We start from the raw sequence: 16,139 nt of genomic DNA on the forward strand, positions 1-16,139 counted from the left end.
TTCAGCCTCCCTTCAAGCGGGCGGCAATGCGTGGGTCCAGCCGCATGTGCAGCCAGTCCACCAGCAGATTGGCAATGATGACGATGAACGAAGAAATCAGCAGGATGCCCAGCAGCACCTTGTATTCACGGGCCTGCACGGCCTCCAGGGTCAGGCGGCCGATACCCGGCCAGCCGAAGACGGTTTCGACCACTGCGGCACCGCCCAGCAAGCCGCCCAAGTGCGCGCCCGCCACCGTAGTTAATGGCAACAAGGCATTGCGCAACACATGCCGCGTTGTAATGCGCCAAGGCGACAAGCCCTTGGCCCGTGCGGTGCGCACGTAATCCTGGGTCAGTACGTCCAGGACCGATGCACGGGTCAATCGGGCGTAGATGGCCACAAAGAAACTGGCCAGTGTCAATGCCGGCAAAATCGCGTAATGCAGTTTGTCGACAAACTTGTCGACCCCGCTCAGTCCGGCGCCGATGGTGCCATCGCCACCCGCCGGCAGCCAGTCCAACTTGACCGCGAACAACACAATGGCCATCAGCCCGATCCAGAACCCCGGCGTCGAATACACCACAAACACAATCGAAGACAGCACCCGGTCCGGCCATTTGCCCGCCCACAGCGCCATCACGGCCCCCAGAGTCACCCCAGCGCCGACCGAGATCACCAGGGCGAGGCCCATCAACAACAAGGTGTTGGGCAAGCGCTGGTTAATCACCTCCAGCACCGGGATGCCATAACGCGGCGAGTCCCCCAGGCTCAGGTGGGCCAATTGACCGACGTAGTCTCCAAATTGCGCCAGTGAGGACTTGTCCAGACCGTATTGCTGGCGCAGCAACTGAGTGGTCTCAGCCGTGGCCGACCCGGCTTCGGCTACCAACGCGTCCACCGCATCACCGGGCACCATCTGCAACAGCATGAAGTTGAGAACGATCACCCCGGCGGCTGTCGGCACGGCGCGCAACAAGGGGCCTCTGACCACCATTCTGACGAATCGGATTAAACGCTGATAAAGAGGGCTGGTCAGCATTGAGTTCTCTGCAAAAACAATCAATTGAAAGGGAAACTGTTTTAACGGCGAACACTAATACAGCAAATCCCCGGCGCTAACACCGACAAAAAAGTTCTAAACTTATTATCTCTAAGGGTATTAAAACTCAACTTAACGTTATAACTAAGACGCTTGAATACTCTTAAAAATATCCGCTAGGCTCGCGTCACTGTTTTGAATCCAACAGAACAGCCCCTTCATTGAACACTTTCATAAAAACGCCTCTTTTAGTTCTAACCATAGAACTCAATAGTGCGCGCTCTCATTACGTGTTGTTGACCAAAGGTGCTGTATGTCGATTTCCAGAAGACTGTTTATCAAGGATTCCATCATTCTGACGGCTGGCGCCGGTCTGTTGAGCCAGGCATCCGGGGTATTCGCCGCTGTCGACGGCAAACAGACTCTGGTGGTCTCGCAATTTCCTGAACCCTCGATCCTCACCAACGCCATGACCACCGACGGCACGATCTACACCGTGACCAGCAAGGTCTTTGACGGGCTGCTGTCGTATAACGACCAGCGTCAGCCAGTGCCGCGCCTCGCCACCGATTGGCAGGTGAGCGATGACGGTCTGGTCTACACCTTTAACCTGCGCCCCGGCGTGACCTGGCATGACGGCCAGCCATTCACTTCGGCAGACGTGGCGTTCACTCTGGAAAATATCTGGCGCAAGTACAACTCTCGGGGCATCAGCACCTTTGCCCCGGTGAACAAGGTCCAAACCCCGACGCCATTGCAAGTGGTGCTTACGCTGTCGACCCCGGCACCCTACCTGCTGAGCGCGCTGTCATCGACCGACGCGCAAGTGCTGCCCAAACACTTGTACGAAGACGGCAACCCGCTAAGTAATCCTTACAACATCAAGCCCATCGGAACCGGCCCGTTCAAGTTCGAGCGTTGGGACCGCGGCGTATCGATCAATCTGGTGCGTAACGACGCGTATTGGGACCAGGGCAAGCCGCACCTGGACGCCCTGATCTTCCGCATCATCCCCGATTTGACGTCTGCCTCGGCGGCCCTCGAAACCCAGGCCGTACAACTGGCCTCGGTGGCCCTGAGCAACGTCAAGCGCCTGCGCGGCATCAACCAACTGCAAGTCAGCGAAATTAGCGCACCTTATTCACCCGGCCTGGTCGGGTTTGAGTTCAACCTGGAAAAACCCGTGTTTCAGGACGTGCGTGTACGCCAGGCATTCGCCCATGCCATTGACCGTGATTTCGTGATCAAGAACATCTACTTTGGCTTTGCCCAACCGGCCTACAGCGCAATCCCGTCGAGCATGAGCGACTTCTACAACGACAACGTGCCACGTTACCCTTTCGACCTAAAAAAAGCCGAAGCCCTGCTGGAAGAAGCCGGCCTTAAAAAAGACGCCAACGGGGTACGCCTGACCGTGTTCAACGACCCCAACCCGGCCAGCGAAACCCTGCAAATCGCCAACTACCTGCGCAGCAATCTTGCGAAGATCGGCGTCAAGCTGGTGATCCGCTCCCAGGACTTCCCCGAGTACGTCAACCGCGTGTACACCCGCCGTGACTTCGACACCACACTGATTACTGCCACGGCCGGACCCGATCCAGTGATGGGCACCCAACGCTTTTATTACTCCAGCAATTTCAAGCCCGGCATCGCTTTCTCCAACGGTGCACGCTACGCCAACCCGCGCGTGGATGAACTGCTCGATTTGGGCCAGGCCGAAGTCGACCCGGCCAAGCGCAAAGCCTGGTACGACGAATTCCAGCAGATCGTGCTCACCGATCTGCCAAAGATCCCCATTGTCTCGCCCACCGTGGTGGTGGTGACTCAAAAGCAGCTCAAGGATTTTTTCAACTCATCAGAAGCGCTGTACGGCAACTTCGCTGACGCCCGTTATCAGGCCTAGACGCGGCTCGAACGCGGTGGCGCCGGTTGTGCGCGCCTGCTCCTGCCGGGACAATAATCCACAAAAAAACCTAAAAGGATGTTCCATGACCGATGCACTGCTCGCCCCTTCACCGCCGGAACTGGCGGCACCCGCCAGCCCGGCGCATATCATCCGCAGCGATCTTGAGGCCATCGAGGTCGCCCAGCGACTTGCAGCCACCTTCAAGCTCAATGCCCAGCGCCGCGATACCGAACGCCTGTTGCCCTGGCAAGAACTGGAAGACTGCGCCTGCAGCGGCTTGCTGGCCATCCGAGTCCCCCGCGAATACGGCGGAGCGTATGTGTCATACCTGACCCTGACTCGCGTCGTCGCTGCTATCGGCGAAGCTGATGCCTCCATCGGCCAACTGTTGCTGAGCATTATCCTGGCCAGCAGTGTGATCGAAGCCGTGGGCCGCGACGAACAGAAACAACTGTTCTTCGGCAAGATCCTTCAGGGTTATCGCTGGGGCAACGGCCATGCCGAAGGCGGCAACCTGCCCGCAGGCACTACCCGCACCACGATTACCCGAGAGGGCGATCATTACCGGGTCAACGGGGCCAAGGCCTACTCCACTGGCGCACTGTTTTCCCAACTGATTTCCATTGGTTGCGTGGATGAAGACGGTCTGTCCAAAACTGCCGTGCTGGCCCGAAACGCTCCAGGCCTGACGATCATTGATGACTGGGACGGTTTTGGTCAGCGCACCACTGCCAGCGGCACGCTACTGCTGGACAACGTGCGGGTTGAACACAGCCACGTGCTCAACTCGGAACTGGGCAAAACCACCGCCAACACCTACGGCATACCCGATCTGTTTCACAGCGCGCTGGACCTTGGGATCGCCCGCGCGGCGTTCAGCGACACCCTCGCCTATGTCCGCGAACACGCCCGGCCGTACTTGCGCACGGGGGTCGAGTCGGTGACCCAGGACCCGTATGTACTGGCCATCATCGGCGACCTGCACACCCGCATCCATGCGGGCGAAGCCGTCCTGGAGCGCGCCGCGCAGACTTTTGACGAGGTGACAGCCGAACACGGCCCAGGGCCTTCTGACAAAGTGTCATCGGCATTGGCCGCGGCCAAGATCCTCACCACTGAAGCGGCGCTGCTGGCCAGCAATACCCTGTTCCAGCTTGGCGGCGCCAGTTCGACCCGCCTGGAGTACGGCTTTGATCGCCACTGGCGCAACGCCCGAACCCACACCGTCCACGACCCGGTGGCATGGAAATTCAACCTGATCGGCAAGTACCACCTGCTCGGCTGATCACTCCACCCATGACTGCCTACAGGAGGTAGCCGTCACCCAGCCATTGACGCCCGATTCAAAGAGCGGCATCAGCCGTCACACTACCAACCTACTTGCCAGGCTAAAACCAGCCAGCGTCGACTCACTACTGCACACACTCAATAAAATGCAGAGGCAATACCAGGCACACTTCTATGTCTTCACTTCACTCGCGTCGTCACACTCTCGGTGTCGTCATTTCCGTGGGCGCAGCAACGTTTGTCCCCATTGACACCGCCAAAGCTGAAACCGATTACGAAAAAGACAAGTTGCAAACGGTGGTTGTCACCGGCTCCCGCGTCGAAACCACGGCCCTCAAGGCACTTTCACCGGTTCAGTTGATCCAGGGCGAAACCCTGCGTGAAACCGGGGTCAGTGATCTGCGCCGAGCCCTGTCACTGGTCACTCCGGCCTATATCAACATCAACAGTAATGGCGGCGCCCTGGCTAAAAACATTGGCGGCTCGTCACTGCGTGGCCTGTCAGGCAACCAGGTACTAGTGCTGGTCAATGGCAAGCGCCGCCACGGCTCGTCAATGATCAACAACAGCGGCGGCGCCACTCTGGGTTCTTCGGCTGCCGACCTGGGCCTGATCCCGATGTCGGCAGTCGAGCGCGTCGAAGTCCTCACCGATGGTGCAGCAGCTCAATACGGCTCGGACGCGATTGCCGGGGTGATCAACGTGATCCTCAAGTCGGCATCGTCCGGCGGTTCGGCCGACGTGTCCTATGGCGAGTACAACCATGACGTGGCCAAGGTCGGTGGCATCGGCGATGCCGGGGCTACTTGGAGCGGCGGCCTCAACTCGGGCTTCGCCCTGGGCGATGACGGCGGCTTTCTGAACCTCAGCCTGTCGTACCTGAACACCGGCGACAGCCACACCGTCGGCCCCTGGAAAGCCCCAACCCAGCCCATCTGGCAAATCTACGCAGCGCCCAATGATCCGCGTGAAGCTACGGCCAACCGCAACGTGCCGGAAAACTACGAAGTCGTGCCGATCCAGGAAAGCACCACCGTGGCCTACAACTTCGGCCTACCGCTGAACGACAACCTTGAGCTGTATTCCTTTGGCACGTATAGCCCTCGGCGCTCAGAGGCCAAGGGCTCATTCCGCTCGGAAACCAACGCCACGGCCAACGTTATCACCACCCCCGGTGGTTACAGTTCACGTCTGCAAACCAAAGAGGAAGACATGCAGGCCAACCTAGGACTCAAGGCCGAAAACATCCTGGGCTGGAGTTGGGACGCAGGCCTGAGTTACGGTCAGAACCGCGCCGACATCAATATCCTCAACACTACTAACCCATCGTTCGGTGCCTTGTTGCCGCTGCAAAACCTGCATGCCGGCGACCTGAAATTTGCCGAGAGCATCGCCTCGCTCTCAGCCCGGCGCGCCTTCGATACCGGCCTTTTTGCCAGCCCGCTGAACGTCACCGTCGGCACCGAGTATCGCTACAACACCTTGTCACTGGGCAAGGGCGAATACTACTCGTACGCCGGTGGTGGCTATCGCTACCCCGACGATTACCCGGCGGTGAACCTGCGCGGCAAACTCGCCGGGGCCGGTTCGGCATTCCTCACCGGGTTCAGCCCGCAGTTCGAGTTTGACGAATCGCGGCACAACACCGCGTACTACGTCGACTTCTCGCAGCAGATCACCGAGAAATGGGACAGCGGCCTGGCGGTACGTTACGAAAACTACTCGGACTTCGGCGAGGCCGTGGCGGGCAAGTTCTCCAACCGCTACCAGTTCAACGACGTGATCGCCGCGCGCGGTACCCTGAGCAACGGGTTTCGGGCGCCGTCACTGGCCGAGCAAAACTACCAAAGCGCTACGGTGCAACCGGTCAACGACCCAATCACCAACACCTCGTACATTTCCTATTACTACGACACCCTGCGCCCCGATGCGCCAGCAGCCAAGGCGCTGGGAGCCAAGGAGCTCAAACCGGAGAAATCCACCAATATCAGCTTCGGCCTGGTCTTTACCCCGACCGATCGCCTTTCGGCTTCGATAGACATTTACCAGATCGATATTCGCGACCGGATCTTCCTCACAGGCGCCTTCAACGGCTTCAACAACCCCGCCGTGGCGAGGGCACTGACCGATGCGGGCCTCACCAGCCAGCAACAAGTGCGCTACTTCACCAACTTCGGCAAGACCCAGACCCGGGGTGTCGAGTTCAAGCTCGACTATGACGCCGACTACGAACGCTTCGGCAAGGCACACTGGGGCCTGAGCTATGCGCACAACAAGACGCAAGTCAAAAGTGTGAAGGACCCTGAGGTGCTGAAAAATGCCGGCCTGAGCCTGCTGGACCGTGAACGCATCACCCTGCTCGAAGAAGCCCTGCCGCAAAACATTGCCCGCGCGTCGCTGGACTGGCAGTTGGGCAAGTTCATGGTGCAACTGACCGAGCACTACTACTCGAAAACCCGCACCGTTAACAACGTGCTCAACCGCGCTCAGGACTCCACCACCACCGACTCGTTCATCACCGACGCAGCCGTCAGTTACCTGGTGACCGACAACTTCAAGGCCACTCTGGGCGCCAACAACGTGTTCAACAAGCGCCCGCCGAACCAGCCCGACAGCCTGGCCTCAACCATTAACCATGAAGATCCCTACGCCAACCGCAATACGCCCTATGGCATCGGCGGCGGCTTCTATTACGCCCGCCTGAGTTACGACTGGTAATCCTCCTGCGTACGGCTCCCCGCTCGGGGAGCCACACCTCAAAGGTCTTACTCATGTTCAATCGACGCACCTTTCTCGGCTATTCGCTGGCCTCAACGGCGGCCATCGGCCTGCTGGGGCAGCGCTTGGGTCATGCCAATACTCCCGGCGGCACGCTGATCATCGCGCAAAACCCCGAACCCACCGTGCTGACCACCGGCCTCACCACTGCGCCCGCCACCCAGTTGATTTCCCCGAAAATCTTCGACGGGCTGCTCTACCTCAGCCCCACCAATGGCCCGCAGCCCCAGTTGGCCGAAAGCTGGGCATTCAGCCCGGACGGACTGCAAGTCACGTTCAAACTGCGCCCCGGCGTGCGCTGGCATGACGGCACACCCTTTACCTCAAAAGACGTGGCGTTTTCTGTGATGCAGGTGTGGAAAAAATACAGCTCGCGCGGGCGAGCGGCGTTTCCCAATGTCCAGAGCGTCGACACACCGGACCCACTGACCGCCGTGTGGAACCTCTCGCAGCCCACGCCCTACCTGCTCAGCGCACTGAATGCCAGAGACTCTCAAGTGTTGCCGCAGCACCTGTATGCAGGTACCGATATTCTCAACAACCCGGCCAACGTGGCGCCCGTAGGTACAGGGCCCTTTCGGGTCAAGGAATGGGTGCGTGGCAACTACCTGACCCTTGAACGCAACCCCACCTATTGGCAGGACGGCAAGCCGCTACTGGACCAGGTGATCTACCGTTTCATTGCCGACCCGTCGTCCGTCTCGGCCGCGCTGGAAACCGGCTCGGTGCAAGTGGCCTATGCCGACACCCTGTCCAACAGTGAAATCAAGCGCCTAAAGCAGAATCCGGCGCTGAGCATTCACGATCGCCTGAACACCTATGGCGGCACTGGGATCATGGCTTTGGAGTTCAACTTGCAACGCCCGCAATTTCAGGATGTGCGCGTACGCCAGGCATTTGCGCACGCCATCGACAAGGCATTCATCCTCAAGCACATCCTGCTGGAGCAAGGCACCACGGCCGATTCACCAATCCCGAAAAACTTCCCGCAGTTCTACAGCGCCGACGTTGCGCAATACCCCTTCGACCTCAAACGCGCAGCGGCCTTGCTGGATGAAGCCGGTTTCAAGCCGGACAAGGACGGCATTCGCCTGCGCATCAAAAACGACCCCAACCCATCCGCTGCCTATTTGCAGACCGCGAACTTCTTGCGCAGCAGCTTTGCCAAAATCGGCATAAAAATGGACATCCGCAATCAGGATTACGCGCAATTTATCGACCGCATTTACGGCCGTTACGACTTCGACACCAACCTTTCCCCGGCTTCGACCGCGCCGGACCCGGCCATCGGGTTGCAAAGGTTTTACTGGTCCAAGAACATCCAGTCAGGGGTGGCCTACTCCAACGCTACCCATTACTCGAGCCCGCAGGTCGATGCGCTGCTGGAACAGGCACAAATTGACAACGATCCCAAACGCCGCTGGGAGCTATACCACCAGGTGCAAAAACAGGTGCTGGAAGACCTGCCCCGCATCCCGATCGTGTCCAGCGAAGACGCATTGCTGGCCCGCTCTAATGTGCACAACCTCACGGACTCCACGGGCGGCGGGTTTATCGGCAATTTGAGCCATGTCTATCTTCTGTAACAGGCGAGCAACGGTTTAACGCGGCACCAGTTGGCGCAAGGCATTGGCCTTGACTAACAGCTCCAGCAACTGGCGCAGATCGCCCGGCGCGATGTGCGGCAGTTGTCGGGCGAGGGTGTGCAGGCCAAAAGCGCTTTTTCGCTGCTGCAACCAGTCGATCACTGGCAGCAGCACCGCCGGGATTTCGCTGTCGAAGGTGGTACGTGAGCGCCAGTCTTGATCCAGCGCACTGACGTGCAGATGTGCACGTTGCGGGGTTACCCCGCCAATGCTCAAACGCGAGCCCGGCACCCGTAACAGATCGCTGTTGTCGATTGGCGGTGCGCTGTTCCAACTCAAGATCGGCTGTTCTGCGCCCTGACTCAAGCGAGTCGCCAGCGTACTCAATAAAGGTTGCAACGCAGGCTCATGGGCACCCGCCGGACCATATAGGGGCAAGCGCCAACGCGGATCAGCAAGTAGCCAGGGCTGCAGCCAGCCCAGCAAGGCATCGGCCAGCACGGGCGGGCGAATGACAATACTCAGTGACAGTGAAGGGGCCTGCGCTTCAGTCCGGTGCCACGTGCCACGGGGCAGGAACAGCACCGAGCCAGGGTGCAGGTCGAAAGCCTGGAAAGTGGCTTTATCCGGGTCGGGAAACCCTTCGCGCGCCTGCTCGTAGAGGTTTTCGACCGCCACCATGTCCGGGCCAAACTGCGCGCCGTAGGGCAACGGGATATCGTGCATCGGCGCCACATGAAAGGTTTTACGACCATGCAACTGGATCGAGATGACTTCTTCGGCATCGTAATGGCACGACACGCCGTCATCCCCCGCCGAGGCAAAGGCACTCAACCGGGCACTGCCTGCCGGCACGCCCAACTCACGCTCCAATTCACGCAAGAACTGCGCAGCTCCGGCCAGAACCGGGGCAACGTCCTGCATGAACACCGTCAGCCCTAATTGCAGCAGGCTGGAAGCATTGGCCCGACTGTCGAAGGTCTGCGGCGAACGCAGGCCGCGACCAAATGACAAAGGGCCGCGATAAACGTCTGCCAGGCGACCCGGTTGTTGCAACAAGGGCTGGTGAAACAGTTCGGGCAGCCGGGCCAAGGCGCCGTGCTGGAGCCGAATCGCCGAGGGCCAGGCTGCGCCCTCCTCGATCAGGCGTGGCTCACCCAGCAACTGTTGCAGCAGAGTCGGATCAGGCATTTCGGGCCACGGCAGCACGGACCAGAGGGATCACATCCCGGCCAAAGGTCAGAGTGTCCGGCACCGGATCAAAACCGCGGATCAGGAACTTATCAATGCCCAGTTTGTGGTACTCCAGCAGCGCGCCAGCCACTTGTTGCGGGGTGCCAACCAATGCGGTGGAGTTGCCATGCGCGCCAGTCACGGCGGCGAATTCGGTCCATAAGCGCTGGTCCAGCACCGCGCCTTGAGCGGCGGCCTCACGCAAGCGCTGCGAGCCGACGTTCTGGTTCAAGGCCGGAGCAGCCGGGTACTTGGCCTTGGCCGCCGCCAGCAATTCACGGCTACGCGCCCAAGCGGCCTCTTCGGTGTCGGCCACCAAAGGGCGGAACGCCAGGAGGAATTTGATTTGCTCTTCTCGCCCGTACTTCGCGGCGGCCTTGCGTACATTGGCGATGGTTTCGGCGGTTTGCGCCAGGGACTCGCCCCATAGCGCATAGACTTCTGCATGCTGGCCCGCGACCTCGAAAGCGGCGGTCGAGGAGCCGCCAAAGAAGATCGGCACACCGCCGGTTTGCCACGGTTTGACCGTGGAGAACGCTCCTTTGAAACGGTAGTAATCGCCCAGATGATCGAACGGCTTGTCGCTGTGCCAGACCTTTTTCACCACGCTCAGGTATTCGGCAGTGCGGGCGTAACGTTCGTCATGGGCCAGGAAGTCGCCGTCGCGCTGCTGGTCTTCATCGGTACCGCCGCTGATCACGTGCACTGCCAGACGACCGTCACTGAACTGGTCGAGGGTTGCCAGCTGTCGGGCGGCCACGGTTGGCGCCACGAAGCCTGGCCGGTGCGCTAGCATCACGCCCAGGCGCTCGGTGTTGTTGAGCACGTAGGCGGCGATCTGGCTGTTGTCCGGCCAGGTGGCGAAACTGCCGATCAGCAGACGATCAAAGCCGTTGGCTTCGGCGGTGTGGGCCATGTTCTTGATGTAGGGCTTGTCGATGATCGGGCCGCTGGCGTCAATGAGTTCAGCGCCAGTACGACTGCTGGTATGGCCGATAAATTCGAGACTCATGGTGTGTTCCTTATCAGGGGACTTGTTGTGGGTGTGTCCTAAAGTCTCAATCCTGCCGCTTTAAGCAGCGGCAAGATGCGTTCGCCAAAGTGGGCAAGGTCGACGGCGAAGTCATGGAAGTTGAGTTGCACGCCGTCAATACCGGCCGCTTTGAGGGCAACGAGTTGTTCTGTCACTTGCTCCGGGGTGCCAATAATTTCGATATTGCCGCCCAGCCCCAAACCGGTGTTACGCGTACCCTGCGCCCGGCCGCGCCAGGCATGGGCGTCGCTGGCGTAGGCGCTGGGACTGCCGAATGATCCAGGCACCTTGTTGCCGACGATGGCTTGCAGGTAGTCGCGGGTTTGCTGTTCGGTGTCGCGGCTGACAATGATGGGGTTGATGATGGTAAGGACCTCGCGGCCAAACTGACGCGCACGGGCCTTGATCTTCTCGACATGGGCCGGGATGTCTTCAAGGGTTTCACGGATGCCCGCGCCCGATGAGTTGGTGATAAACACCAAGTCGGAGTGGCTAGCCGCAAAGTCGATGCCCGCTTGCGAACCTGTGGCCGTCACCAGGACCGGGCGACCGTAAGCCGGTTTCGGGGTGACGAAACCGTCCTTGATTTTCCAGCCGTGACGGCCTTCGTAGGTAAAGTTTTCGTTGCTGCTCCACAGAGTGTTGAGCACGTCAAACAATTCACCTGCCAATTGGTAGCGCTCATCGTGTTCGATTTGCGGGCGGCCAAACATTTCATGCTCGATCGGTCGGTGGCCGGTAACAATATTGATGCCCCAACGGCCCTTGGCGATATGGTCAAGAGTGGCACCGTATTTGGCGATGTGCAGCGGGTGCAACGGGCCGTACAGCACATGAATGGTCGAGACCAGCAAAATGCTGTGAGTAATCGCGGCCATGGCGCCAAGGGCGATAAAGGAGTCCAGCGAGGCTTCGCCGTCATAGCCGCCTTTGGGCAACCACTGGGTGCGGCTGAAGGCCAGCTCGAAGCCCAGCGCTTCGGCTTGCTGGACGATTTTCGCGTTGTAATCGAACGTCCAGGTGTTTGACGTCGGGTGATTGCTGACGCGGATGTCCTGCATGTTAAGGAACACCCCCAGCAGCAACGGCTGCTTGAGCGCCTTGCTCAGCGGGCTGTCGGGAAAATCATGCGGTGCCGGGAAGGCATCGCGCTCAAAGGTTTGATTGACGTGGGATTGAGCCATTTCGATATCCTTCTCCAGGCGAAGTCAAGGCAGGCGCGCAGCGACGGGAAAGCCGGCGCGCCCAGGCGATTACCAGAAATAGTCGAGGCGTGCGTAGTAGTACGCGCCGTCCACGCCGTAGGGTGAGTACCAGCTGTAGGCCGGGTCATCGACAGGCATGAAGTAGTAGAGTTTGGCTTGCTCGCTGAGCTGTTCAGGGCGCTTGTTGAAAATGTTCAAGCCCCCCACCGACACCTTGAACTGGTCATTGATGTTGTAAGCCACGTCCAGGTCCGTGATGTAGGCCGGCTTGACCTTCTCGTCGCGGTTGGCGTTGTAGTAGCTCTTGCCGGTGACGGCCGAGAAACGCGACTCCTTGATCGCCACTTCAAAGTCGTCAATAAACCAGGTGTGGGACAGCGAGGTCTTGTTTTTCGGGAAGGCACTGGTCAGGTTGCCCTGTTTATCGCGCCCCAGCACTTCAACCCCGGTACCGGCCAGCGAACCCGGCTCCTTGATGTCACGGATTTCCTGCAGGCTTTGGGTACTGGTGAGGGTCCATTTGCCACGCCCGTACGGGCCGTATTGCGTGCGATAGTCCGCCACCAGATCAATGCCGCGGGTGCGTGTATCGGCCAGGTTGCCGTAGTAGGCGACGCTCTGGTTGGTGCTCAGCCCGGCCTTGGTCAGCAGTGCGGCGATGTTCGGATCATTGACGCCGCTCAAGGCGCTGGTCTGCAGGATGCGGTCCTTGATGTCGATTTGGTAGAAGTCGACGGTCACGTCCAGGTTCTGCAACGGTGTGGCCACAAAACCAAAGCTGTAGTTGAGCGATTTTTCGGGTTTGAGCTCCTTGGAACCCAGCGCGACGGCGGCAGGCGAACCCGGCGGCGCATAGGTGGTGACAGTTTGGCTGAGTACACCCGTCACCGGGTTGGCGCTCCAGGCCGATGTGCTGGACGAGAAGTGCTGTTGTTGCAGCGATGGCGCTCGGAAACCGTTGTTGACCGCTGCCCGCACGGCAAAAGTCGGAGTCAGTTGATAGCGGGTCGACAGCTTGCCGCTGGCGGTGTCGCCCACGTCGCTGTAGTGCTCGAACCGCCCCGCTACGCTCAGCTCCCAGTCCGGGGTCAGCTTTTGGGTCAGATCGATATAACCTGCGGTGTTGCTGCGATCCCAACTGCCTGCCGCCTCAGGGCTAAACCCGCCCCAGCCGGCCGAGCCCGAATTGGGACGCTTGCCCGCGTTGGGCGAACCCACTGGGTAGACGTAGCCGCCGTCAGCATAAGAGGCGTACTCACCCTTGCGGATCTGATACGTATCGATCCGGTACTCCAAGCCGCTGGCCACGTGCAGCGGGCTTTCAAACCAGCCGGTGTCGAATGAGCGCGTGATGTCGAGGTTGTTGGCCCACTGGCTGAATATCGCCTCGCCGTTGTCGATGTCGGTCGGGCTACTGGGGCCGAAGGAAGCGTTCAGCGAATCGTCGTTGTGGTAGTGCACATCGTTGCGGCCATAGCTGGTGGACAGGTCCCAGTCCCAGCCCAGTACGTCCTTGCCCTTGAGGCCAAACACGCTTTGGTAGTCGTCCTCAACCGAGCGGAACTTGGGCAGGAATCCATCCGGGTAGATTTCCGGAATGTTCTGTGCCGAGTTGGCAGTCCGATAAGTGCCAAAGCCGGTGGAGTCCCGGTGGCTGAAGGTGGTGAATGAGTAAAAATCCAGCGCGTCGGTGAGCGGTAGCTCGGCGTTATAGGCAAAGCTGTAGGTCTGGGCGCGAGGCTGGCCCATGATCTGCCGGTTGCGACTTTCACCGAACTCGCGCGGGTCGTCGCCTGAGTAGATTTTGGTGCGGTCCGGGACGGCACCGGCGACGTTACTCGTTTCCTGGATTTTTACATCGCCACTGACGTTGAAAAAACCGTCGTTGGGCAGTTCAAAGCCTTGGTTGAACAGGGTTTCGCCGGTGGCGCCAAAGTTACCCTTGTGCCCGACGCGCTCGCCGTACTGGCCGTAAATCGCACTGGCCTGGCCGCCACTTTTGTTGCTCTTGAGGATGATGTTTATCACCCCGGCGATGGCGTCCGAACCGTATTGCGCCGCCGCACCGTCGCGCAGCACTTCGATGTGGTCGACGGCACTGACCGGGATCAGGTCCAGGTCCACCGGCGACTGACCGTTAGAGGTCGAGGACGACTGGTGGAAGATCTGTGCGGTGTTGTGTCGCCGTTTGCCGTTGACCAGCACCAGTACCGCGTTACCGCCCAGACCGCGCAAGGTTGCCGATTTGACCGCGATCCCGGTAGCCCCGGTGAAACCCGCGTCATTGGTGTAGGACGGTACCTGGGCCGCCAGCGCATCGCGCAGGTTCTGCTTGCCGGAGCGGGCCAGATCGTCGGCACTGATTACATCAATCGGCGCCAGACTTTGAGCAACGGTGCGCGACTCGGCCCGAGAACCGGTCACCACAACCGTTTCAAGGGAGTTATCACTTTTATTCGCGGAATGCTCGGTGTTGCGTATCGAGTCGTCAGCCAATGCCGCGGCACTGCCAAATAACGACATGACACCAATAGACACCATCAAACCAAGGGGGGAGCGTGGGGTATTTAAACGAACAGTCATGGACTACCTGCAAAAAATCAATTTATTGCTGGCGTGGTGGACGTTCCTGGCCATCTAACAAGGATTATGAGATGCGGTACCTGGTGGGGGCGTGCGCGCTATTAAATACGGTTATCCGGCGGATAACACTAATGGCTTACAGTGGGAATAGTTAAAACACGAGTCCTTCGCGAAGATGAGTGGTAGTTTCATTGATATAAAAATCACCCACTACCCGAGTTTTATGCAACAACGGATTATGGTTTAAAACTGTCCGGATATTTCGCCAATGCCGGTCAAAGTTATATGTTCTCGAGGTAGCAGAACCACCACCGACCTCAAACATTACTTCTGCAGAACGCAGCGCCAGCCTGGCCACGACCACTTGCATCTGAGCATTACTGATCGAGGCTTCGATCAATTGTTGGTCCAGCGTCGGTGCGTTATTTATCAACGCCTGGGAACTGATATCCAGAATACGCGCAGTGTTGGCAATCAAGGCATCCACGGCGTACACGTTGGAGGCGATTTCACCGACCACCTGCTGCACAAACTGATCGTCACGGGCTACATCCACCGGGCTATGCATGGCGGCGCGCGCCTGTTTACGCACATAAGTCAACGCGTCTTCGCGAATGTTGCGCACCACCCCGGCGGCGCAAGCAGCCAGGTGCAACTGGCGCAAGGTCGAGCAATGCCGCCCCACCTCGGCGTTGTGACTGCGAGTTTTGAGTTCGCTGGCAAACACCTGGACGTTGTCCAGCAACACCCCGCCGCTTGCTGTCAGGCGCTGGCCCATGCCATCCCAGTCATCCAGGACGTTAATCCCGGGACGGTCAGCAGGCAACAGCACGGAAATCATTTGCCCTTCATCATTGGTTGCCGAAAACGACAGGAAATCTGAATAGGCCGAGCCAGTGGCGTACCACTTCTTGCCGTTCAAGCGGTATTCATCACCTGCGCGGGTCAAGCGCGTCAGGATGGTGCCCAGCGGCGCGCCGACTTCCGTGTGAGCACCGGCAAACAGCTTGCCGTCGAGGATTTTGTTGACGTAATCCTGCTTTTCGGCGGTGTCCTGACTATGGATCACGGCCTCGGTGAAGTTGAAATGTGAGCGCAAGGCATGGGCCACGTTAGGATCGGCACTGGCCAGGGCGGCAATTACTTCAATGTAGTCGCTGACACTCCCACCCGGCCCACCGAGGGACTGCGGAATGCGCAGGGCACCCAGCCCGGCTTCACGGATCAGAGCGAACGCGGCAAACGGCAACTCACGCTGCAGATCACGTTGCGAGGCGCCTTTGGCAATCTCTTCGACCAGTGCTGGAACACGCGCCAACACCGTGTGCAGGTCTTGCGCAGACGATGTCCGAGGGCGAACTGAGCGGACATCAATAGTTTGATTAAGTGTCACACTTGCCTCAACTAACGAGCGTATTAAAGTGTCCTGCTCATTTAGAGCAGAGCTTATAACTTTTTGTGCTTTACGGAACTTTACGCTTACCAACATATCGGTTGGAGGCCGACA

General features: G+C 59.2%; 10 protein-coding genes. 4 read left to right on the forward strand and 6 right to left on the reverse strand.

Features of this window, described 5'->3' with window-relative positions; all coding sequences use genetic code 11:
* Position 1: 1 nt before the first annotated feature.
* On the reverse strand, positions 2–1,021 hold the full coding sequence (locus tag NTD86_RS07650; protein WP_262201570.1) for an ABC transporter permease: 1,020 nt from the start codon (positions 1,019–1,021) through the stop codon (positions 2–4).
* 313 nt (positions 1,022–1,334) lie between these two features.
* Between NTD86_RS07650 and NTD86_RS07655 the strand changes: the two genes are divergently transcribed.
* The 4 genes from NTD86_RS07655 to NTD86_RS07670 all read left to right on the forward strand — a co-directional run bounded on the left by NTD86_RS07655 (position 1,335) and on the right by NTD86_RS07670 (position 8,578).
* Entirely contained in the window at positions 1,335–2,924 is a 1,590-nt protein-coding gene (locus tag NTD86_RS07655) for an ABC transporter substrate-binding protein (RefSeq protein WP_262201571.1), read from the forward strand.
* Positions 2,925–3,009: 85 nt separating this feature from the next.
* Positions 3,010–4,212 (forward strand): SfnB family sulfur acquisition oxidoreductase, encoded by a 1,203-nt coding sequence (locus NTD86_RS07660; protein ID WP_262201572.1) that lies wholly within the window; start codon positions 3,010–3,012, stop codon positions 4,210–4,212.
* A gap of 176 nt (positions 4,213–4,388) precedes the next feature.
* A complete protein-coding gene (locus NTD86_RS07665; protein ID WP_262201573.1) occupies positions 4,389–6,932 on the forward strand; it encodes a TonB-dependent receptor plug domain-containing protein in 2,544 nt (847 codons plus the stop codon).
* Positions 6,933–6,985: 53 nt separating this feature from the next.
* Entirely contained in the window at positions 6,986–8,578 is a 1,593-nt protein-coding gene (locus NTD86_RS07670) for an ABC transporter substrate-binding protein (RefSeq protein ID WP_262201574.1), read from the forward strand.
* 15 nt (positions 8,579–8,593) lie between these two features.
* On the opposite strand, the gene NTD86_RS07675 is transcribed toward NTD86_RS07670, so the two are convergent.
* The 5 genes from NTD86_RS07675 to NTD86_RS07695 form a co-directional block, all read right to left on the reverse strand.
* Entirely contained in the window at positions 8,594–9,769 is a 1,176-nt protein-coding gene (locus NTD86_RS07675) for a cupin domain-containing protein (protein WP_262201575.1), read from the reverse strand.
* Complete coding sequence (locus NTD86_RS07680) at positions 9,762–10,823, reverse strand: LLM class flavin-dependent oxidoreductase (RefSeq protein WP_262201576.1); 1,062 nt, start codon at positions 10,821–10,823, stop codon at positions 9,762–9,764. The genes NTD86_RS07675 and NTD86_RS07680 overlap by 8 nt, the downstream gene beginning before the upstream one ends.
* 38 nt (positions 10,824–10,861) lie before the next feature.
* Positions 10,862–12,028: an LLM class flavin-dependent oxidoreductase gene (locus tag NTD86_RS07685; RefSeq protein ID WP_262201577.1), complete on the reverse strand. Its 1,167-nt coding sequence runs from the start codon at positions 12,026–12,028 to the stop codon at positions 10,862–10,864.
* A 69-nt stretch (positions 12,029–12,097) separates the two neighbouring features.
* Entirely contained in the window at positions 12,098–14,632 is a 2,535-nt protein-coding gene (locus tag NTD86_RS07690; RefSeq protein ID WP_262201578.1) for a TonB-dependent receptor plug domain-containing protein, read from the reverse strand.
* A 151-nt stretch (positions 14,633–14,783) separates the two neighbouring features.
* Positions 14,784–16,025: an acyl-CoA dehydrogenase family protein gene (locus NTD86_RS07695; protein WP_262201579.1), complete on the reverse strand. Its 1,242-nt coding sequence runs from the start codon at positions 16,023–16,025 to the stop codon at positions 14,784–14,786.
* Between the last annotated feature and the right edge of the window lie 114 nt (positions 16,026–16,139).

This window comes from Pseudomonas sp. 7P_10.2_Bac1 (genome assembly GCF_025465935.1).
Lineage (GTDB): Bacteria > Pseudomonadota > Gammaproteobacteria > Pseudomonadales > Pseudomonadaceae > Aquipseudomonas.